This window comes from Mucilaginibacter yixingensis (assembly GCF_041080815.1).
In the GTDB taxonomy this organism is placed as follows: domain Bacteria; phylum Bacteroidota; class Bacteroidia; order Sphingobacteriales; family Sphingobacteriaceae; genus Mucilaginibacter; species Mucilaginibacter yixingensis.
On the sequence record NZ_CP160205.1, the window covers coordinates 2,296,596 to 2,315,091 of the forward strand.

Annotated in this window: 23 protein-coding genes; 12 read left to right on the forward strand and 11 right to left on the reverse strand. The window is 44.5% G+C overall.

Features of this window, described 5'->3' with window-relative positions:
- The first annotated feature begins 224 nt into the window (after positions 1–224).
- Complete coding sequence (locus tag ABZR88_RS09110) at positions 225–713, forward strand: DUF4126 family protein (RefSeq protein ID WP_107828671.1); 489 nt, start codon at positions 225–227, stop codon at positions 711–713.
- Between the two features lie 117 nt (positions 714–830).
- Entirely contained in the window at positions 831–1,454 is a 624-nt protein-coding gene (locus ABZR88_RS09115) for a TetR/AcrR family transcriptional regulator (protein WP_107828672.1), read from the forward strand.
- Between the two features lie 219 nt (positions 1,455–1,673).
- Here the strand turns inward: ABZR88_RS09115 and ABZR88_RS09120 are convergent, their stop codons facing one another.
- The 3 genes from ABZR88_RS09120 to ABZR88_RS09130 form a co-directional block, all read right to left on the reverse strand.
- Positions 1,674–2,090 carry an OsmC family protein gene (locus ABZR88_RS09120; protein WP_211309811.1) on the reverse strand — a complete coding sequence of 139 codons (417 nt, stop codon included), beginning with the start codon at positions 2,088–2,090 and terminating at the stop codon, positions 1,674–1,676.
- Positions 2,091–2,098: 8 nt separating this feature from the next.
- Positions 2,099–2,506, reverse strand: a complete 408-nt coding sequence (locus ABZR88_RS09125) for a hypothetical protein (RefSeq protein ID WP_107828673.1) — start codon at positions 2,504–2,506, stop codon at positions 2,099–2,101.
- A gap of 214 nt (positions 2,507–2,720) precedes the next feature.
- Complete coding sequence (locus ABZR88_RS09130; RefSeq protein ID WP_107828674.1) at positions 2,721–3,965, reverse strand: nucleoside recognition domain-containing protein; 1,245 nt, start codon at positions 3,963–3,965, stop codon at positions 2,721–2,723.
- A gap of 113 nt (positions 3,966–4,078) precedes the next feature.
- Here ABZR88_RS09130 and ABZR88_RS09135 point away from each other — a divergent pair, with 113 nt between their 5' ends.
- Entirely contained in the window at positions 4,079–4,486 is a 408-nt protein-coding gene (locus tag ABZR88_RS09135) for a DinB family protein (RefSeq protein WP_170113606.1), read from the forward strand.
- A 2-nt stretch (positions 4,487–4,488) separates the two neighbouring features.
- A complete protein-coding gene (locus ABZR88_RS09140) occupies positions 4,489–4,938 on the forward strand; it encodes a DinB family protein (RefSeq protein ID WP_107828676.1) in 450 nt (149 codons plus the stop codon).
- Between the two features lie 4 nt (positions 4,939–4,942).
- On the opposite strand, the gene ABZR88_RS09145 is transcribed toward ABZR88_RS09140, so the two are convergent.
- Positions 4,943–5,419, reverse strand: a complete 477-nt coding sequence (locus ABZR88_RS09145; protein ID WP_146166534.1) for a hypothetical protein — start codon at positions 5,417–5,419, stop codon at positions 4,943–4,945.
- Positions 5,420–5,478: 59 nt separating this feature from the next.
- On the opposite strand from ABZR88_RS09145, the gene ABZR88_RS09150 reads away from it, so the two are divergent.
- Together ABZR88_RS09150 and ABZR88_RS09155 are read left to right on the forward strand one after the other, a co-directional pair.
- On the forward strand, positions 5,479–5,949 hold the full coding sequence (locus ABZR88_RS09150; protein WP_245917042.1) for an OsmC family protein: 471 nt from the start codon (positions 5,479–5,481) through the stop codon (positions 5,947–5,949).
- Positions 5,950–6,260: 311 nt separating this feature from the next.
- Positions 6,261–7,646, forward strand: coding sequence for an OmpA family protein (locus ABZR88_RS09155; RefSeq protein WP_107828995.1), 1,386 nt, complete (start codon positions 6,261–6,263; stop codon positions 7,644–7,646).
- An 81-nt stretch (positions 7,647–7,727) separates the two neighbouring features.
- Here ABZR88_RS09155 and ABZR88_RS09160 read toward each other — a convergent pair whose 3' ends face one another.
- From ABZR88_RS09160 to ABZR88_RS09175, 4 genes are read right to left on the reverse strand one after another with little or no spacing between them, the layout of a single operon-like run.
- A complete protein-coding gene (locus ABZR88_RS09160; RefSeq protein ID WP_107828678.1) occupies positions 7,728–8,108 on the reverse strand; it encodes an SRPBCC domain-containing protein in 381 nt (126 codons plus the stop codon).
- A 58-nt stretch (positions 8,109–8,166) separates the two neighbouring features.
- Positions 8,167–8,766 carry a bifunctional nuclease family protein gene (locus ABZR88_RS09165; protein WP_107828996.1) on the reverse strand — a complete coding sequence of 200 codons (600 nt, stop codon included), beginning with the start codon at positions 8,764–8,766 and terminating at the stop codon, positions 8,167–8,169.
- A 32-nt stretch (positions 8,767–8,798) separates the two neighbouring features.
- The gene (locus ABZR88_RS09170) at positions 8,799–9,776 is read right to left on the reverse strand and encodes an electron transfer flavoprotein subunit alpha/FixB family protein (protein WP_107828679.1); all 978 of its coding nucleotides are present in this window, start codon (positions 9,774–9,776) and stop codon (positions 8,799–8,801) included.
- A 57-nt stretch (positions 9,777–9,833) separates the two neighbouring features.
- Positions 9,834–10,571, reverse strand: coding sequence for an electron transfer flavoprotein subunit beta/FixA family protein (locus ABZR88_RS09175; protein WP_107828997.1), 738 nt, complete (start codon positions 10,569–10,571; stop codon positions 9,834–9,836).
- A gap of 45 nt (positions 10,572–10,616) precedes the next feature.
- Between ABZR88_RS09175 and ABZR88_RS09180 the strand changes: the two genes are divergently transcribed.
- A complete protein-coding gene (locus tag ABZR88_RS09180) occupies positions 10,617–10,961 on the forward strand; it encodes a tetratricopeptide repeat protein (RefSeq protein WP_107828680.1) in 345 nt (114 codons plus the stop codon).
- A 94-nt stretch (positions 10,962–11,055) separates the two neighbouring features.
- Positions 11,056–12,267, forward strand: coding sequence for a chromate efflux transporter (gene chrA / locus ABZR88_RS09185; RefSeq protein ID WP_107828681.1), 1,212 nt, complete (start codon positions 11,056–11,058; stop codon positions 12,265–12,267).
- Between the two features lie 4 nt (positions 12,268–12,271).
- Here the strand turns inward: chrA and ABZR88_RS09190 are convergent, their stop codons facing one another.
- Positions 12,272–13,021 carry a copper homeostasis protein CutC gene (locus ABZR88_RS09190; protein WP_107828682.1) on the reverse strand — a complete coding sequence of 250 codons (750 nt, stop codon included), beginning with the start codon at positions 13,019–13,021 and terminating at the stop codon, positions 12,272–12,274.
- Positions 13,022–13,196: 175 nt separating this feature from the next.
- Here ABZR88_RS09190 and ABZR88_RS09195 point away from each other — a divergent pair, with 175 nt between their 5' ends.
- Positions 13,197–14,168: a YafY family protein gene (locus tag ABZR88_RS09195; RefSeq protein ID WP_107828683.1), complete on the forward strand. Its 972-nt coding sequence runs from the start codon at positions 13,197–13,199 to the stop codon at positions 14,166–14,168.
- Between the two features lie 18 nt (positions 14,169–14,186).
- Here the strand turns inward: ABZR88_RS09195 and ABZR88_RS09200 are convergent, their stop codons facing one another.
- Together ABZR88_RS09200 and ABZR88_RS09205 are read right to left on the reverse strand one after the other, a co-directional pair.
- Entirely contained in the window at positions 14,187–14,876 is a 690-nt protein-coding gene (locus ABZR88_RS09200; protein ID WP_107828684.1) for an aspartate/glutamate racemase family protein, read from the reverse strand.
- 21 nt (positions 14,877–14,897) lie between these two features.
- Complete coding sequence (locus tag ABZR88_RS09205) at positions 14,898–16,232, reverse strand: dihydroorotase (protein ID WP_107828685.1); 1,335 nt, start codon at positions 16,230–16,232, stop codon at positions 14,898–14,900.
- 155 nt (positions 16,233–16,387) lie between these two features.
- Between ABZR88_RS09205 and ABZR88_RS09210 the strand changes: the two genes are divergently transcribed.
- Genes ABZR88_RS09210 through gldC form a run of 3 tightly spaced genes read left to right on the forward strand, consistent with a single transcriptional unit; the run spans position 16,388 to position 18,354 of the window.
- Positions 16,388–17,734 carry a DEAD/DEAH box helicase gene (locus ABZR88_RS09210; RefSeq protein WP_107828686.1) on the forward strand — a complete coding sequence of 449 codons (1,347 nt, stop codon included), beginning with the start codon at positions 16,388–16,390 and terminating at the stop codon, positions 17,732–17,734.
- 12 nt (positions 17,735–17,746) lie between these two features.
- Positions 17,747–18,022, forward strand: a complete 276-nt coding sequence (locus tag ABZR88_RS09215) for a hypothetical protein (protein WP_107828687.1) — start codon at positions 17,747–17,749, stop codon at positions 18,020–18,022.
- Positions 18,023–18,024: 2 nt separating this feature from the next.
- On the forward strand, positions 18,025–18,354 hold the full coding sequence (gldC, locus tag ABZR88_RS09220; protein WP_107828688.1) for a gliding motility protein GldC: 330 nt from the start codon (positions 18,025–18,027) through the stop codon (positions 18,352–18,354).
- Positions 18,355–18,496: the final 142 nt, after the last annotated feature.

Sequence of the window (18,496 nt, forward strand, 5' to 3'; positions counted from 1 at the left end):
AAAAGAGATGCCTGTTGTACGATAAATACTTGTCTTGCAGCAAGCATCTTTTTCTATATTCTCTTCCCCCCTGCATCAAGGAGCATTTGGCAGCCTATTAAACAAGATTGATGCATTTTGTCAATTGATAGTACCAGGTTTACTATGCACTTGGATAATCTGTTTTCCGCTCACCCGGAAAACAAGGCGGCAAAATCATCGTTCTAATTGATAAACAATTTGCCGTGGAAAATTGCCAAACAGATAGATTCTATACCCAGGCAGCCATTTTGGGTATAGTGGCAGGCATGAGGGCTATGTCTGCCCCCGCCATTGCTGCAAAGATGCTAACCCGGGCAGCCGTGGCGGGCAATACAGATCAGGTGCCCGCTTTCCTGCAATCTGGGGCCGTTAATACAGCGTTATCTTTACTGGCCATTGCCGAGTATGTTGGCGATAAGTTGCCAAATGCACCCAACAGAACCGCCACGCCGGGGATAATTGCACGCTGCGTTACCGGAGCACTGTCTGGTGCTGCAATTTGCAAAGTAAATAAGCGTAATGCTCTTGTTGGGGCATTAATTGGCTCTGGTACCGCACTAGCTTCTACATTCGGGTGCTTTTATCTGCGTAAAAGTCTGGTACAAAATAGTTGTCTGCCAGATCCAACCATTGGTGCAATGGAAGATGCGCTGGTAATGAGCACGGGTTTAGCATTGGTTTCGTTGGTTTAAAGCATCAGTTTTATACTTGAAATGTAATTTTTAGGATAGCAAAACTATGCCCGCAATCGATTTATAGAAAATTTGATAAATTTGTTTAAAAAGTCAAAAGGAGAGATACCCCGTAAAATGAGCATTAGTTCCGTCAGCGATCAACAGGATATTAAACGCGAAAAAATTCTAGAAGCATCATACCAGCGCTTTCTGCATTATGGTTATTCAAAAACAACCATGAATGAAATAGCAGGCGATTTATCAATGTCAAAAGCATTGCTTTATTATTATTTCCCGGATAAGAGCCAGTTGTACGTTGCAGTAATGCGCAAGCTTTGCCAGGAGTTTATTAAAACGTTGACTGCCCGCGTTGCTAAATCAGTTGATTTGCTGGAGGCTTTTAAGGCGCAAATTGATACTCACCATGAGTTTATGGTGACGAATTATAATTTCTTCGACTTTTTCAGACTGAACGAACAGAACATTCCGGCAACTATCTGGGAGATTATTGGCGAAATTCATCAATCAGAGATTGAACAGCTGAGTAGCATGATGTTGCTGGAGGCCGGTAAAGGCAAAATTAAACCGGTTGAAGATGCACCTGGTTTGGTAGACCTGATTCTTGATGCTTTGCATGGTGTAAGGGTAAGATCGATGTCGCACAAAAAGACAGGTTTTCCGTTGAAAGAGCATTTGGAAGAGATCTATCAAAAACGTTTAGTATTGGTAGATATTTTTGTAAAAGGGCTCACCGTTTAAGCCAACTGCTGTTGCAACATGCAACTGTCATCCAGCGGTAAAAAGCAGTTAATTTATTTAAACGCTCGTTAATATTTGAGTAACTTTGACCAATATTAATAAAAGGTCAAGCAATAGATCGTTCCTCTAAAAAAGGAATGTTGATATAAAGAAACTTCTAAAGTAGAGGTGATTGTTTTAGAGTGATTGAGGCGCTCCGATGCAAATCGGGGCGCTTTTTTACATTATGCGGGTTTCTATTTTAACCTCGCCGGTCAGTATCTTGTGTACGGGGCATTTCTCTGCGATAACTTCCAGGCGCTTTTTCTGCTCATCTGTTAGGTCACCTTTAAAAGTCAGGTTGCTGGTAATGAGCGTAAATCCCTCGTTGATGTACAGTTGTTGGTCAATAATAATTTCCTCCACAACCCACATTTTACGGTTAATGTACATTTGCAGGGTAATAGCCGTGCAACTGCTCAGACTGGCCAATAAAAGCTCATAGGGCGACATACCCGTATCGGTACCACCAACCTCCTCGGGTTCATCGGCAATAATGGTGTGTTTACCACCGGTTATAGTAGTTTGATATTGCGTGCGGTTGATTACCGAGCGCGTTGTGGCTATAATTTTTGGTTCGATGTTGGTGATGCCCATTGTATAGATTAATCTTCACTGATGTTAAGCAACGACCAATTGCTCATGTTATCATGGCGCCCACCTTTAAATTGCATTATAGCCTTGAAATTCAAGGTGCGTTTCTCGCCACTTGGGCTGGTGGTTTCCATTACAGATCGCACTACGTAAATAGAGTCCGTTTTTTGTGCAAATTGAAAGCCCGATTCGGGGAAATCAACCCGCTCAGAGCGCGTTGTAGCTTTAACAAATTGCTTGGCCATATCATATACCTCGCCACTTGATGGCGGCCCCATCGCAAGCATACCGATACCGCCAGAACTAGCGAATTTAAACAAGGTGAACAAGAATAGTGCTGCGAGTACAAGAATAAACCATACACCGTTTTTTGCTGTTTTTTTCTTGAATTTTTTGGACTGGAGGTAATCGTGTTCCATTGCCTAAGGTTAATCGGTTGGCCGTTTCAATTAAATTAGAAGCACAAATGTGTGAAAATTTTTTAACAAAATCCTAATATAAAATAGCCGGATTTTAACTTTTAACTAATTGATAGTTAGAAAAATGCAATACTGTGTTTATATAGGCCACAAATGATATACAGGTCTTCAACATACGTTTTGAGCAGCTCTAATGCCAATAAGTAATAGGGAATTAATGCATCCTGCCAAAAAACAAATAAGCCACTAAGATAGCGGCAATGATGCCAGCCAGATCGGCTATTAAACCGGCGGGAATGGCATAACGCGAGTTTTTAATACCGACAGAGCCAAAGTAAAGCGCTACGATATAAAAAGTGGTATCGGCAGAGCCATTAAAGATGCAGCCCAGGCGTCCCGCAAAGCTATCTGGCCCGTAGGTTTTCATGGTATCAATCATCATTGCTTTTGAGCCCGATCCACTTAATGGTTTTAAATAAGCCACCGGCATGGCGTCTACAAAACGGGTATCTAAACTGGCACGGCTAACTAACCATCTGAAGCCATCGTTCATATAATCCATGGCACCACAGGTTCTGAAAACGCTGATGCCTACCAACATGGCCACCAGGTAGGGGATAATTTTTATGGATGTTTCAAACGCGGTTTGTGCACCATCAATAAAAGCCGAAAATATGTTGATCTTTTTGATTAATCCGCCAATAATAAAAACCACGGGTATGGTAAACAAAAGCAGCGGACTAACTATGCCGGATACTTTCTGTATAGTAGCAGGAGGAAGCTGAGAAAAATAGTAAACCACTAGGGTGATAAAAGCCGTCATCCCACCCAGCCAGGTTAGTACCACTTTGTCCAGCAGGTTAATCTTTTGTTTAAAGGCTACCACCAAAATACCAGCTAACGTAGCCACATAGGTGCCAATAATACAGGGAATAAATACATCAGTAGGATTATGGGCATTTAAAATAGCTCTTTGGGCTATGATAGTTACCGGCAGCAGTTGCAAACCTGAAGTATGTAACACCAGGAACATGATCTCTGCATTGCTGGCGGTTTCTTTGTCTGGGTTTAATTCTTGAAGGCTGGCTATGGCTTTCAATCCGAGCGGGGTAGCGGCGTTATCAAGGCCCAACAGATTGGCCGAAAAGTTCATCAGCATTTGTCCGACGGCCGGGTGATCTTTAGGTACTTCCGGAAACAGGCGACTGAAAAACGGGCCCACAATACGCGAAAGCAAGCGGATACCACCAGCACGCTCGGCAATATTCATAATGCCCAGCCAAAGCGCCATGGCACCGGTAAGCGGCAGGGCTATATCCATTACTGCGGTTTTTGACGAGCTGAACATCCCATCAACCAACTGACTAAAGACGGTAGTATCGCCCAGAAAGATCAATTTGATCAGGGCAATAAAAAACGCGATAATAAAGAATGCAACCCAGATATAATTTAACGCCATAGCCTGCTTTAAAGGTTTGAAGATAATGGTTTTTATAAACTTAGCGCAGCTTCACTTTAAATAAGATGCACTTGCTGATAATTTCTATCTTTAAACAACACATATATCCAATTATGATTGCTGTAGTTGCCTCTGTAGATGATTTTCTTAACCGCATTGAACATCACCAGTTAGATTGGGATTTGAAGCCGGCGCCGGGCAAATGGTCGGCCAAGGAGGTTATTGGGCATTTGATAGACAGCGCGCAAATTAATCTGCATCGTTTCGTGCGCTGTACTTATGAGGATAGCTTCTCCCTTATTTATTTGCAGGATGAATGGGTTGCAACACAGCATTATCAAACCGCAGATATAGAAGATTTACTGCAATTGTGGCGATTGCTTAATCTGCAGATTCAGCGGGTTCTGGATAACTATCCCACTGATAGATGGTTAGCAACCTGCAATAACCATACAGTCGAGTTTATCTCGCACGACTACCTGGCACACATGGTGCATCACTTGAAATCAATTACCCCCTAAATATGAACCCGCTTAGTGAAACCTGGCAGATCCACAATCGCATTAACCTGTACCTCTTGGAGGCGATTGGCGAAACTCATCTCAAAGACGTATCGGCGTCAAAGGGCCGTACCGTGGGTGAGCAGTTTGCGCATATCCATAACGTCAGACTGATGTGGCTCAAAGCATCAGCCCCTCAATTACTGGAGGGTTTGGAGAAATTGGAAAGAGAGCAGATCTCAAAACAGCTATTGCATGACAACCTAGCGGCGAGCGCCAATGCCATTGCGGCCTTGCTGGAACAATCAGACGGTAAAATAAAAGGCTTTAAACCAAATGCCACGGCGTTTCTGGGGTATCTTATCTCGCATGAGTCCCACCATCGGGGGCAGATCATGCTATCGTTAAAACAAAACGGACACATGGTAGATAAGAAAACTCAATTCGGCCTGTGGGAGTGGGGCGTCCGGTAGGACGCTAATCCCAGGCTGTAATACCTTTGCGGGCCACCAAATGTATTTCGATGTCTTCTTTGATGGGGCTGTAAGGCACTTTGTCTGTAACGGTAATGTAGATATCGCCCAGGTGTTTAATATTGTAGGCTTCTACATCGCCCATGCTTTGATCTTTGATAAGAAATTGTGCAATGGAGTTATGGATCATGTTGTATTGCGAGATCTCATCGGTGAAGATATCCATATAAATGCGTTTGCCGTCGGCACGCAAATCAATCTCAGATTTTGTGCCGCCGGGTAACTGCGCGACGTATTTGCGATTATTGGTTTTCTTGTTAATTTCCAAAGCTGTGTAGCCTTTAGCCAATAGAAAAGTATCGGCTTTGCTTAAATTGTTTTCTATCAGATACTTCATGTCTTCATAAGAGATAAGTTGCTTTTGAGCCAGACAGGTCATCGATGCACAAAAAAATGACATAAAGAAAATTATACTTTTCATAGGTTTGAATAAAACATTGGCAATTTATGTTTTTGGGTTGTTTCTGATAGGAAATGGCAATGAAAATTATAAATTCGCCACAACTTAATATTATGGCTGCTACTATAAAACTATCCCGCGTAAGCGATGATTTTGGCTTTGAAGCTACAGATGGAAATGGACATGTTGTGAAAATGGATACCAGCCCCGAAAGCGGCGGTAAAGACTTTGGCGTGCGCCCTATGCAAATGCTGCTAATGGGTTTGGCAGGCTGTTCTGCCATTGACGTGATCAGTATCCTGAAGAAACAACGTCAGGACGTGAAAGATTACAAGATGGTAGTAAACGGTGATCGCCAGGCTGGGGTAGAACCTTCGCTGTGGGAAGATGTGAACATTGAGTTTCACCTTTATGGCGATATTGACGAAGATAAAGCTAAACGTGCTGCCGAGCTATCGGTAGATAAATATTGCTCTGTTGCCGCCACTCTGAAAAAGGCTGGTGCAGGAGTTAACTGGCAGGTGTTTGTTCATCCTGCTGAAGAAAAGTAAAGAAAAAGGAGCCCCAAAGGCTCCTTTTTTATTTTAAACATCACAAGTAATTGAATTGCCACCTATACAGATTTTGTATAGTATTCAGCGCAATAGAGTTGGTGCGGATTAATGCACGTATCTCGCCAATTAACGCTGCCGAAATTTATTTTATGGTTCTGTAGAGGCTTTTAATCAGTTAATTAGGATTGATTTTGAGCATGGTTGACTAAATGACCAGAACAGTAAGAAAACAAATTGCGGCATCAATATTGGCTATGTCCTGGTGGTGTTTGCAGAGACCTAACATTAATCATAATAATCTGAATGAAATGAAAACTACATCTAAATCTAAAAAAACAACACTACTCGTTGCCGCACTGATGGCTGGTACGCAACTTTTCGCACAGTCGACAGACACATTAAACACAACTAATTATGTACGCCCGTTCTCGCCGGAAAGCTCATTCCGCACCTGGTCCATCGGTGTGCATGCGGGTAGCGTATCTGGTTACACCCCGTTTCGTGGTAAAGACGATTGGCATACCGATAACATTAAATTGGGCTATGGTGCTTACATAAAAAAACAAATTCTGCCCTCATGGGGTATCCAGGCCAATTTTTTCAGAGGACAATTAGCAGGAACTGATCCTGCTGGTACCAGTGGCTACACTCGCTTTGAAACAGACATTAACTACGCAGCCGATCTGAGCGCAGTGTTTACGCTGGCTAACATCAACTGGCGCCATCAGCAGGGGGTGATTCAGCCTTATTTGATGGCTGGCGGTGGTTTTACCGGTTATAAACCTCATTTATACACAGCTAACGGCACGGAGCGTACAGTTACAAGCATTAAAAATGGCGGCAGCATCAGCGAGTTTTATATCCCGGTAGGGTTTGGGCTTAAGTTCAATGTTGGTCAAGGCATAAACATTGACATGGGCTACCAGGTGAACTTTATGAATAGCGATAACATTGACGGCTATACTTACGCCAATAACTTTGATAAGTTCTCTTACGGTCATATCGGCTTAGAGTTTGCCTTGGGTAAAAGCTCAAAACCTCAGTTAGCTACGCATAACCCGGTAGCATCTATGCGCACCGAGTACCTGATGAAAACTAATGCGCTACAAGGCGAGTTGGCTGCAGAGCGGGCCCGCAATGAGAAAATGCGCAACGATGTAGCCGCAGCAGAAGCAGCTAATAGCACCCGTATTGCTGAGCTAAACGCCAAACTAGATAAGTTTACCGCCGATAGCGATGGCGACGGTGTGCCTGATTTTTACGACAAATGTCCGAACACGCCTCCAGGCACTAAAGTTGACGGCTCTGGTTGTCCGCTTGTAATCACCCGTGTGGTAGTTACCGAAGCTGACCGTAAAGTGGTAAAAGAAGCCATTAATAACCTTGAATTTGACTTTGGTAAAGCAACTATTCGCCCGCATTCTTTCCCAAGTCTTGATAGAGTTGCAGAGCTGTTGATCAATAAAAACTTTAGCTTGAAATTGGCAGGTCACACCGATGATGTGGGTTCTGATGATGCTAACATGAAGTTGTCAAAAGATCGCGCCGAGTCTATCAAATCATACCTGGTAAGTAAAGGCGCAAACCCATCGCGCATTGAAGCTACCGGCTATGGCGAAACGCAGCCAATTGCCAGCAACAAAACCGCTGCCGGTCGCCAGAAAAATCGCAGGGTAGAGTTTACTCTGTTTTAATTCTCAAAAGCGACAATAAGCAAAAAGCCTCAATGAATATTCATCGAGGCTTTTTTTATGCTATTCAGCAAGACTGATATTTTAGAAGGAAAAGAAATCCTGCAAGGCGCCAAAATAGTAATCATTCCAGCCGGTTACAAAATCATCATAATCAGCATCGGGGATGTTAGTGTGTCTTAACTCGGCAGAAGTACCTTGTTTATCGGCATGCAGTTTAATGGTCACAATAGATTCGGCAGGTTCACCATCAAAGTACCATTGTTGCACCACTTTTTTATCTGGTTCAAACTCCAGGTTTTTACCAATAATGCTACCATCCCACATAGAAAATTCGGTGCCGGGCTCGGTGCTCATCTGCGCTGGCTCACCTGTCCATAACTCCATAGTTACCGGGTTGGTAATAGCAGCATAAACCTCGGCTGGCTCTGCAGGGATGATGTAATATTTTTTGTAATCTTTCAAGTTGAAGATTGAGTGTTAGAGATTAAAGATTGATTTTGAGTTTATTGCAGAGTTTATCTTAACTTTCTTTTCGCTTATTCAGCTCGTCGCGAATCTTCGCCGCTTTTTCATACTGTTCGTCTGTAAGTGCTTCCTGCAACATGGCCTTCAGCTCGTCGGTACTCACGTTACTGTAGTTGCCGGTGGTTGTAGAAACTGCTTTTTCTTCCTGTGGATCGTTAAAGTTCTCCAGGTAAGCAAACTCATTGCCTTCTATTACAATACCTGCGGTAGATAGAATAAACTCGTAAGTATTGATAGGGCAGTCAAAACGCACAGCCATAGCAATAGCGTCTGACGTGCGAGCGTCAATTTCGGCAATCTTTTTACCGTCTGAGCAGATTAGTTTTGAATAGAAGATACCATCAACCAGGTTATAAATAATTACTTCCTGGATCTGGATATGATATGCTTGCGCGAAGCTTTTAAAAAGATCATGCGTAAGCGGACGGCTTGGCGTCATCTTTTCTATCTCTATAGCGATAGCCTGCGCCTCAAAGCTGCCAATAATTATCGGCAGGCGGCGGCGACCGCCAACTTCGCCCAAAACCAAAGCATAAGCGCCCGACTGTGTCTGACTGTAGGAGAGACCTACAATGTCGAGCTTAATTTTTTTCATGTTGTTACCCATCTCAGCCATTCCTTCAGTATTTATGCAGATGCTTTATAAGTTTTAACGGCCTCTATTAATTTTGGTACTACTTCAAATGCGTCGCCAACAATGCCATAGTCGGCTACTTTAAATATTGGTGCTTCCGGGTCTTTGTTTATAGCAACAATTACTTTTGAGCGGCTAATGCCGGCCAGATGCTGTATGGCGCCAGAAATGCCAATAGCAATATACAAATTAGGACTAACAGCTATACCTGTTTGCCCAACGTGCTCGCTGTGCGGGCGCCATCCGGCATCAGATACCGGTTTAGAGCATGCTGTAGCACCACCCAACAGGTTAGCCAGTTCTTCAACCATGCCCCAGTTTTCCGGGCCTTTCAGGCCGCGACCGCCAGATACCACAATGTCGGCATCAGGCAACGATACTTTGTCTGTGGCGCGAACAATCTCTTTAACGATCGCTCTAAAGTCTGATTCTTTTACAGCTGGAGCAAAGTCTTCAACCGGTGCACCGCCGCCTTTTTCTTCTACTTTATAAGTATTTGGCGTAAGCGAAATTACTTTTTTAGCTGATGTCAGCTCAACCGTAGCAAATGCTTTGCCTGAGAAAGCCGTTTTCTTTACAGTGAATTTATTGCCTGCAGTTTCAGGTAACGCTACGGCTCCATCGGCCACACCCGCTTCCAGTTTCACCCCTATACGCGGAGCCAGGCCACGACCAGAGAACGAGTTAGACAGGATAACCACATCGGCGCCTTCTTTATCCGCCGCCGCTGCAATAACCGAGGCGTAAGCCTGATTAACAAAGTTTTTGAGTTGGCTGTTACTTACGTTCAGCACTTTCTCAGCACCGTATTTGCCCAGAGCGGCCAGTTCATCAGCGCTTACATTGCCAATAGAAATGGCGGTAAGGCTGGTACCCAGCTGATCTGCCACGGCACGGCCGTAGGAAACCACCTCAAATGTTGATTTTTTGAATTTGCCTTCGGCATTTTCGGTATATACTAATACAGGCATGTATTTAGATGTATGTTTATGCTGATGCAAAGTTTTGCAACGGCAATTTGTTTTGTTTTATATCACTTTTGCTTCGCTGTGCAATAAGTCTACCAGTTTGGCAGGATCGCCTGCATCAACCAGCTTCACCTGTCCGCGTGGGGCAGGGGTTTCATAACTTAATACTTCAGAGAAAGTTTTAACCTCTGCCGGTTCAACAACCGTTAAAGGTTTTGTACGTGCCGACATAATGCCGCGCATATTCGGAATTTTCGGCTCAGCAACGCCTTCGGCCGTTCCTGCTACAAATGGCAGGGGGATAGTCAATACTTCTTTACCGCCTTCAATCTCGCGTTCAACAGTAGCTTCGCTGCCGTTAATGTCCAATTTCTTAATAACAGATACTGACGGAAGATCCAATAACTCGCCCAGCATACCGGCAACTTTAGCGCCGTTATAGTCAATAGACTCGCGGCCTGTCAGTATCAAGTCAAAAGCGTTCTGTTTTGCATATTGGGCAACCTGGTAAGCCACAAACCAAGCATCGTGTGCAGGGGCATTGATGCGTATCGCATCTGTAGCGCCAATAGCCAGGGCCTTACGGATAGTAGGCTCAGTATCAGTACTGCCAACATTAATAACCGTTACACTGCCACCATTGCCTTCGGTTAACTCAATGGCACGGGCCAGCGCAATTTCATCATAAGGATTAAGGATAAACTGTACACCGCTTGTATTAAATTGGGTGTTGTTATCGGTAAAAGTTATTTTTGTGGTGGTATCCGGTACGTTACTGATGCAAACTAGGATCTTCATCATCATAGGTTTTTGCAAATTTAATTAAAAAACACGGAGTTTAAAATGTCAACAGACCGATTAGCAAAGTTGCTTGAATTTTTAAAAAACGAGCCAAATGATGAGTTTTTACAGTATGCATTGGCAACAGAGTATCTGCGTTTGAATGAGGCAGATAAGGCCCTGCAGTATTACGAAGGACTGGTAAATAATCACCCTAAATATGTGGGTACTTATTACCACTTAGGCAAGCTTTATGAAGCCCTGAACCGTAAAGACGATGCCGTAAAGACCTATGAAAACGGCATGAAAATAGCCCGTGAAGCCCGCGATAATCATGCCTTTGCCGAGCTGCAAGGCGTGTACAATCAGTTAACGGGCTTTGGTGACGATGACGATGATGATTATTAGTTGATGGATCATGGTTCATAGATAACTGTTATGATCTTAACTGCTATGAACTATCATCCATGAACCATGAAACAAGATCTATGAACCCAATCCGATGACCCGACGCCATTTAGTTTTTCTTCGTGATGCACTGGTGTACACCTTCTCTGCCTTTGGCGGACCGCAGGCTCATCTAGCTATTTTGTTGCGCGATTTTGTAGAGAAGCGCGGCTACGTCACAGAAGCTGAATTGATGGAACTGAACGCGCTGGCACAGATACTACCCGGGCCATCATCTACCCAAACATTGGTGGGTATTGCCTGGAAAGTGGGCGGTTTACGTTTGGCTCTCATTACCTTTTTCCTGTGGATACTGCCATCAGCCACGTTGATGTGTATTGCTGCTGTTTGCTATAAAAGCTTTGCCGGGCATAACCAGTACGCGCCAATTTTGTTGTATGTGCAGCCTATGGCGGTGGGCATTGTGGCTTATGCTGCATTTACCTTTGCCAAAAGATGCCTGAAAACACAAACCAGCGTCATGCTGGCGGTGGGATCGCTCATTGCAACACTGATTTTGCAGAATGCTTACGCATTTCCCATTTTGATTTTATTGGGCGGCATCGTGTCGTCGGCCATGGAAACCCAGCCACAGGAAGATGAGCTGCGTATCAAACTGTTTGCCAATGTAAACCCCCGCAAGGTGAGTTATTTTATAGGCATTTTGTTATTGTTTGCTGCGTTGGGTGCCATCATTAATAAAACATCTCCTTTTAGCTTGCCTGTACGCTTGTTTGAGAACTTTTATCGTAACGGCATTCTGATTCATGGTGGGGGGCAGGTATTGGTACCGCTAATGTACACCGAGTTTGTTGAGGTAAAACATTATCTCAGCAATTCAGAATTTTTATCGGGCTATGCCATACAACAAGCCTTGCCGGGGCCAACTTTTGCCTTTACTTCTTTTGTGGGTGGGTTATCGCTTGGTAACCACGGTTATGGCATTGGCGGACAGATTATTGGCAGTATGGTTGCCGTACTGGGCATCAATATGCCGGGACTGATCCTTATTCTATTTATTGTGCCATTTTGGGAGGATTTGAAGAAGATCACTCGTATTAAAAACTCGCTAAGTGGCATTAATTCTGTAGCGGTGGGTTTTATGGCCACGGCATTCCTGCTGCTTACTAAACCATTTCTGGGCGATTGGCGGGCCGATTTGCTGATGGTTGGAACTTTTCTTTTGCTCTACTTCACCAAAATAAAAACGCCGATAGTGATCCTTATCGGTATAATTCTGGGGCTACTGTTTCCTATGGCTGCTTAGTTTTTTATACTGGATTAGCAAGCCTGAGCAATTCGCGTACACGTTTTTCATCAGTTATATCGTTCACATATTCATCATTAAAATGGTTAGCGCCCATTAAAATATGGTCATTTTGAAATTCCATTTGGCTATAAGTAAGGCTGCGTAAGGAGGCATGTATCTCTGAGGTGCCGGTAAAACGAATCAGATCGCTCACGTTACTTTCATTAATGCCGCCGCCCGGCATAACACTAATGCGGCCATTGGCCTGGGTAATGAGATGTTTAATTACTGCCGCGCCTTCAATGGCTGTAGTTTTGCCGCCGGATGTAAGCACGCGTTCAAAACCTGCACCGATAATATCCTCTAAAGACTTTTCGTGATCCGCACACATGTCAAAGGCCCGGTGAAAGGTGGTACCCACTCCATGCTGACGGGCCATATTGACTATTTGCGAGCATCGGTCTGCATCTACCGAACCATCTTTATTTAAAATACCAATCACTATGCCGTCACAACCGCGCTCTATGGCGTGGCGCACGTCTGACAGCATTACGTCATACTCTTGCCTGGTATACAAAAAATCACCGGGACGCGGACGGATCAAAACATAAAGTTTAATATGAAGCGCACTGCGGGCAATGGTAATTTGTCCGTGCGATGGAGTGGTGCCGCCCTGGTTTAAATTATCGCAAAGCTCAACCCTTATTGCGCCGCCTGCCTGTGCGGCTATAGCCGATGTTGCAGAATTAGCACATACCTCAAGCGAAACCATAAATAGTAGTCAGTATTTAGTTAATAGTTTAAGTTATAACTTAAATATAACTAATAAGTTCTTATTTAACTATAAGAGCTTTTATATCAGATCAATAGACTCCTAATTTCGGCTTGGAATTAAATCATATCATCAAAACTTTCGGTTTCTAATAATTGCTTATTATTTTAGCATTATGAACCGCATCGACCGTATTTCTGCCATTTTGATCCAACTGCAATCGCGCCGGATTGTAAAGGCTGCTGATATTGCCGGGCGCTTTGATATTAGTTTGCGCACGGTCTATCGTGATGTAAATACATTGATTGAAGCCGGTGTACCCATTATTGGTGAGGCAGGTGTTGGATATTCCATTATGGAAGGTTACCGTTTGCCGCCCGTAATGTTTACCCAAGAGGAAGCTGTTGCTTTTTTAACCGCTGAAAAGATTGTAGAAAAGCTTACGGATACAGGCACGATAGATAATTATCAATCGGCTATGTACAAGATCAAAGCTGTGCTGCGGTCGACCGAGAAGAATATGCTGGAGGATATGGAGCAGCACATTGAGGTGCTCAACTCCCGTCGCCGCCGGCCACCAGAAGCAGGGAGGGACGCCTTGCAGCCTATCCTGAACGGCATAGCCAATAAGCATATTTTGGCGGTTGATTACTTTGCCCAGCACAGTCAGGAACAAACCAGCAGAAAAGTGGAGCCGGTAGGCATCTTCTTTTCTGAAGGATATTGGCACATGATTGCTTTTTGTCGCCTGCGTAATGATTATCGAGATTTCAGGGTAGACCGTATCAAAAAACTGCGCGTAACCGATGAGTGCTTTGAGCAACAACATCCTACGTTAAAAGAATACCTGGCGCAGATTACCAACCGCGAAAAAAAACTTTACAAGGTAGTATTGCGCGTGCACAAAAAAGAAGCCCGATGGCTTACCGAGGCAAAGTACTACAATGGTTTTATAGCCGAACTGGAGAACGAAGAAACGATTGAAATGACTTTTCTGACTGAATGCACCGAAATGTTCGCCCGCTGGTACCTGAGCTTTGGCGATAGGGCGCAGATTGTCAGTCCGGACGATTTGCGGGAACGCGTGCAGACCTTGATTAACGAGATTCTAAAGAATGTAGCACAGCCCGAGCCGGTTTCTACTTAATTAATACCCAGGCAAGGATTAGGATAAAGCAAATTCTACCGCGGCCTGTGCATGAATCAGCATGGTATCAAACATCGGTATATCCACATCGCCGGGTTTAATAAGCAGAGGGATCTCTGTGCAACCTAAAATAACGCCCTGGGCACCCTGAGCTATCAATTTATTGATGATGTTGATATATGCTGCACGGGTTTTAGGCCTGATATCGCCCTTGGCTAATTCATCGTTGATGGTTTGATGTACATAAGCACGGTCGGCATCATTAGGTATCAAGGTTTCGATGCCGTGTTCGGTTAGCTTATCCTTAAAGAAATCAAACTCCATGGTAAATCGCGTACCAAGTAAGGCCACCTTCTTCAATTTCTTCTGTTGTATGGCTTTCGCTGTTACTGTGGCAATATGAATGATGGGTACCGAAATTCGCTTCTGCAGATCGTCAGCAACTTTGTGTGTGGTATTGGCGCACAGTACAATAGCTTCAGCCCCGGCTTGCTGCAAACCCTGGCAGGCTGCGGTTACCAGATCCAGGGTTGCATCCCAGTTGCCAGCCTCATTATGCCGGCTGATATCGGCATAATTAAAGGAGTGGAGACGCAAATCTGCAAACTGCAATCCGCCTAAATGCCGGTTAATCTCGGCATTAATATGTTTGTAATAATCTATAGTAGAAATGTAGCTGGTACCACCAACAAGACCTAAAATTTTCATGGGATATATTGTTGTTAGTAACTACCTTTCAAACGTCATGCGCATGCCGCTGGCATCGTCGGCCACACGGCCATTCTCGTAAACCACTTTGCCAGAAACGATGGTATGAGTAACGGCAGAGTGGAAGGTATCACCCTCAAACGGACTCCAGCCGCATTTGTATAAAATATTGTCTTTCTGAACTTTGTTCGGTTTATCTAAATCGACCAATACCAGATCAGCCCAGTAACCCTCGCGGATGAAACCACGTTTTTCAATCTGGAAACAGATAGCCACATTATGCGCCATTTTCTCAGCAATTTGCTCCAGGCTGATTTTGCCTTGGTGGTTCAGCTCCAACATAGCCGGTAAGGCATGCTGCACCAGCGGCCCGCCAGAGGGTGCATGCAGGTATGATTGAGATTTTTCCTCGATAGTATGCGGCGCATGGTCGGTAGCAATTACGTCAATGCGGCCATCTAATACAGCGGCTAAGATACCATCACGGTCTGCGGCGGTTTTTACCGCCGGGTTCCATTTAATATTGTTGCCTTTGGTAGCATAATCCGCATCGCTAAACCATAGGTGATGTACACAGGCTTCTGCCGTGATACGTTTATCTTTTAGTGGCGTGGTATTATTAAATAAATGGGTTTCTTTCTCGGTAGAAATATGCAGGATGTGCAAACGGGTATTGTTCTTTTTAGCCAACTCAACTGCCATTGATGACGACAGATAGCAAGCCTCCTCACTACGAATAATCGGGTGATATTCTATAGTGATGTTATCGCCCAGCAACTCCTTATAATGTGCCATATTACGCTTGATGGTTGCCTCATCCTCGCAGTGTGTGGCAATCAGCATCGGCGATTCTGCGAACAGCTTTTCAAGTGTGGTTGGGTTATCTACCAGCATGTTACCGGTTGATGAGCCCATGAATACTTTAATGCCGCAAACGTTGCGGATATCGGTGCGTAATACCTCGTCCAGGTTGTCATTGCTGGCGCCCATGAAGAACGAGTAGTTGGCCGCTGAAGTATTAGCAGCAATGGCGTACTTATCTTCCAGCAGGGCTTTAGTCAACGTATTGGGAACCGTGTTCGGCATCTCCATAAAAGAAGTGATACCACCGGCAACAGCAGCGCGCGATTCTGTATGAATATTGGCTTTATGCGTTAAGCCCGGCTCACGGAAGTGCACCTGATCGTCAATGCAGCCTGGCAATAGATAAAGGCCTTCGGCATAGATCTCGCGGTCGGCTTTTACGTCTATGTGCTGATCAATGCGCTCAATGCGACCGTCTTTTACTAGGACATCGGCGGCAAAGCGGCGGTTTTCATTAATTACTGTAGCTGATTTAATGAGGATGGTGGACATGGGTGCAAATATAAAATTAGTCCGGAAGACCGGAAGTCAGAAAGTCCGAAAGATTAATTATTTAAAGTAATCTTTTAATGTCTATACCTTCCACTTTCGGACTTTCTGACTTCCGGTCTTCCGGACTTTTCCAACTAAAAGCCTATCTTTGCCCAATGGCTTCATTTGAAGATTTTAAATTTAACCGGCAAATACTGAATGCCATTGCCGATTCTGGCTATACCGAACCCACGCCCATACAGCAAAAAGCTATCCCACCCATATTGAATGGGCAGGATGTAATGGGCATTGCCCAAACCGGTACCGGAAAAACTGCGGCTTATGTGCTGCCGTTGGTGATGAAACTGAAGTATGCCCAAGGCGAACATGCCCGGGCGCTGATCCTCTCGCCAACACGTGAACTGGCCATGCAGATTGAAGAGAACATCCGCAAATATTCGGCTTATACAGATCTGCGCACGGTGGTGGTTTACGGTGGCATCGGCCCTAAAACTCAGATTGAGCAGATTAATAAAGGGGTTGATATTATTGTAGCTACGCCCGGTCGCTTTATGGATATCTACCTGGCCGGTCATATTCAAACCAAGCCATTGCAGGTTCTGGTGCTGGATGAGGCCGACAAGATGATGGATATGGGCTTCATGCCGCAAATCAATCGCATACTGGAAGTGGTGCCGCGCAAACGGCAAAATCTGTTATTCTCGGCCACCATGTCTGACAAGGTGCATAACCTCTCGGCCAATTTCCTGGAATTTCCAACCGTGGTGGAGGTTACGCCACAGGCTACCCCGGCACAAACAGTTAAACAGCAACTGTACCATGTGCCCAACATCAAAACCAAGATCAACCTGCTCAAGCACCTGCTGGATGAGGAGGGAAATATCTCTAAGCTGATAGTTTTCTGTAAAACCCGCACCGCGGCAGAGGACGTATACAAATACCTGTCGCGCCGCTTTGGCGAGAAAGATGTACGCGTGCTCCATGCCAATAAAGGTCAAAATACGCGTATCAACTCCATCAACTCCTTCAAGGAAGATGAGGTTAAGATATTGGTAGCTACCGATGTTGCTTCCCGTGGTATTGACGTGAGCAATGTGAGTCACGTAATTAATTTTGATGTGCCGGTGGTGATTGAAGATTACGTGCACAGGATAGGCAGAACTGGCAGGGCATTGCAGGCAGGGGAGGCCATTACGTTTTGTAACCCGGCAGAAGAATATTATGTAGCTAAGATTGAGAAATTGATCAGGCAAACTATTCAAGTTTCTCCGCTGCCTGAAAATGTATTTGTAGAGCAAACGCCGTTTGAAGAGCGTCAGGATCAGGCTCGTGAAATTGACTTGCAGAAACGGAAAGAGAACCCTGATTTTAAAGGTGCCTTCCACGAGAAAAAAACGGCCACGCAACGCAAAAAGTTTGATGCAGAGAAAGCCAAAAGAAATCCACGCGTTGCTGCTACAAAAACCAAAGGGTTATTTAAAAAGAATAAAAAGAAACATTAAGAGATCTGAGTAATGAAGCTAAGGGTTACACCTTTAAACCTGGCTACGGCCGTTTTTCTGTTCCTGGCCGTTTATATATGGATATTTGGCGCAGCTGTGGTAGGCGGGCCTTACCAGCAATTACATTTGGGCAACGCTATTGCCTGGGTAATGCTGTTGTTTGCCTTTGTGGTTTTTGTGCTGGACCTAATGCTGCGAAATTACTTTCAGGAGACTAAAAAGCTATGGCTGATTGAGCTGAGCTTTGTAGTTTTGGCCGCAATTATATTTTTACTGGTTAAACGATAATAATGAAGAAAGCTGAAATAAAGCTAACAGTAGAGCTGGACGACAATAACGTTCCGGAAACCATCATGTGGGAGAGTACAGACTCTCAGAACAAAGAAGCAATGCAGGTTAAAGCAATGCTGCTATCGCTGTGGGATCATAACTACCAGCAAGCCCTGCGCATTGACCTTTGGACTAAAGAAATGCCGGTAGACGAAATGAAAGTTTTCTTTCACCAAACCCTGATGACCTTGGGCGATACCTTTCTGCGTGCAACTGGCGAGAAGAACATCGTAGAGGATTTGAGAGACTACTGCGCTCACTTTGCAGAGAAAATGGAGATAAAAGCCTAACAATTTTAAAGTCCTTGTCAATCTGAACGAACATGGCAAGGGCTGAAGTGAAGGCGTGAGGAGGAATCTTGTACTTACGATAGGCAACGTTGCAAAGATGTAAGTCTACAAGATTTCTCCCTTCAATCGAAATGACGTCAGC

Excerpts from the sequence above, each read along its gene's own strand:
- ABZR88_RS09115 (WP_107828672.1), top strand. The coding sequence starts at position 831 with ATGAGCATTAGTTCCGTCAGCGATCAACAGGATATTAAACGCGAAAAA.
- ABZR88_RS09120 (WP_211309811.1), bottom strand. The coding sequence starts at position 2,090 with ATGGGCATCACCAACATCGAACCAAAAATTATAGCCACAACGCGCTCG.
- ABZR88_RS09125 (WP_107828673.1), bottom strand. The coding sequence starts at position 2,506 with ATGGAACACGATTACCTCCAGTCCAAAAAATTCAAGAAAAAAACAGCA.
- ABZR88_RS09130 (WP_107828674.1), bottom strand. The coding sequence starts at position 3,965 with ATGGCGTTAAATTATATCTGGGTTGCATTCTTTATTATCGCGTTTTTT.
- ABZR88_RS09135 (WP_170113606.1), top strand. The coding sequence starts at position 4,079 with ATGATTGCTGTAGTTGCCTCTGTAGATGATTTTCTTAACCGCATTGAA.
- ABZR88_RS09140 (WP_107828676.1), top strand. The coding sequence starts at position 4,489 with ATGAACCCGCTTAGTGAAACCTGGCAGATCCACAATCGCATTAACCTG.
- ABZR88_RS09145 (WP_146166534.1), bottom strand. The coding sequence starts at position 5,419 with ATGAAAAGTATAATTTTCTTTATGTCATTTTTTTGTGCATCGATGACC.
- ABZR88_RS09150 (WP_245917042.1), top strand. The coding sequence starts at position 5,479 with ATGAAAATTATAAATTCGCCACAACTTAATATTATGGCTGCTACTATA.
- ABZR88_RS09155 (WP_107828995.1), top strand. The coding sequence starts at position 6,261 with ATGAAAACTACATCTAAATCTAAAAAAACAACACTACTCGTTGCCGCA.
- ABZR88_RS09165 (WP_107828996.1), bottom strand. The coding sequence starts at position 8,766 with ATGAAAAAAATTAAGCTCGACATTGTAGGTCTCTCCTACAGTCAGACA.
- ABZR88_RS09170 (WP_107828679.1), bottom strand. The coding sequence starts at position 9,776 with ATGCCTGTATTAGTATATACCGAAAATGCCGAAGGCAAATTCAAAAAA.
- ABZR88_RS09175 (WP_107828997.1), bottom strand. The coding sequence starts at position 10,571 with ATGAAGATCCTAGTTTGCATCAGTAACGTACCGGATACCACCACAAAA.
- ABZR88_RS09180 (WP_107828680.1), top strand. The coding sequence starts at position 10,617 with ATGTCAACAGACCGATTAGCAAAGTTGCTTGAATTTTTAAAAAACGAG.
- chrA (WP_107828681.1), top strand. The coding sequence starts at position 11,056 with ATGACCCGACGCCATTTAGTTTTTCTTCGTGATGCACTGGTGTACACC.
- ABZR88_RS09190 (WP_107828682.1), bottom strand. The coding sequence starts at position 13,021 with ATGGTTTCGCTTGAGGTATGTGCTAATTCTGCAACATCGGCTATAGCC.
- ABZR88_RS09195 (WP_107828683.1), top strand. The coding sequence starts at position 13,197 with ATGAACCGCATCGACCGTATTTCTGCCATTTTGATCCAACTGCAATCG.
- ABZR88_RS09200 (WP_107828684.1), bottom strand. The coding sequence starts at position 14,876 with ATGAAAATTTTAGGTCTTGTTGGTGGTACCAGCTACATTTCTACTATA.
- ABZR88_RS09205 (WP_107828685.1), bottom strand. The coding sequence starts at position 16,232 with ATGTCCACCATCCTCATTAAATCAGCTACAGTAATTAATGAAAACCGC.
- ABZR88_RS09210 (WP_107828686.1), top strand. The coding sequence starts at position 16,388 with ATGGCTTCATTTGAAGATTTTAAATTTAACCGGCAAATACTGAATGCC.
- ABZR88_RS09215 (WP_107828687.1), top strand. The coding sequence starts at position 17,747 with ATGAAGCTAAGGGTTACACCTTTAAACCTGGCTACGGCCGTTTTTCTG.
- gldC (WP_107828688.1), top strand. The coding sequence starts at position 18,025 with ATGAAGAAAGCTGAAATAAAGCTAACAGTAGAGCTGGACGACAATAAC.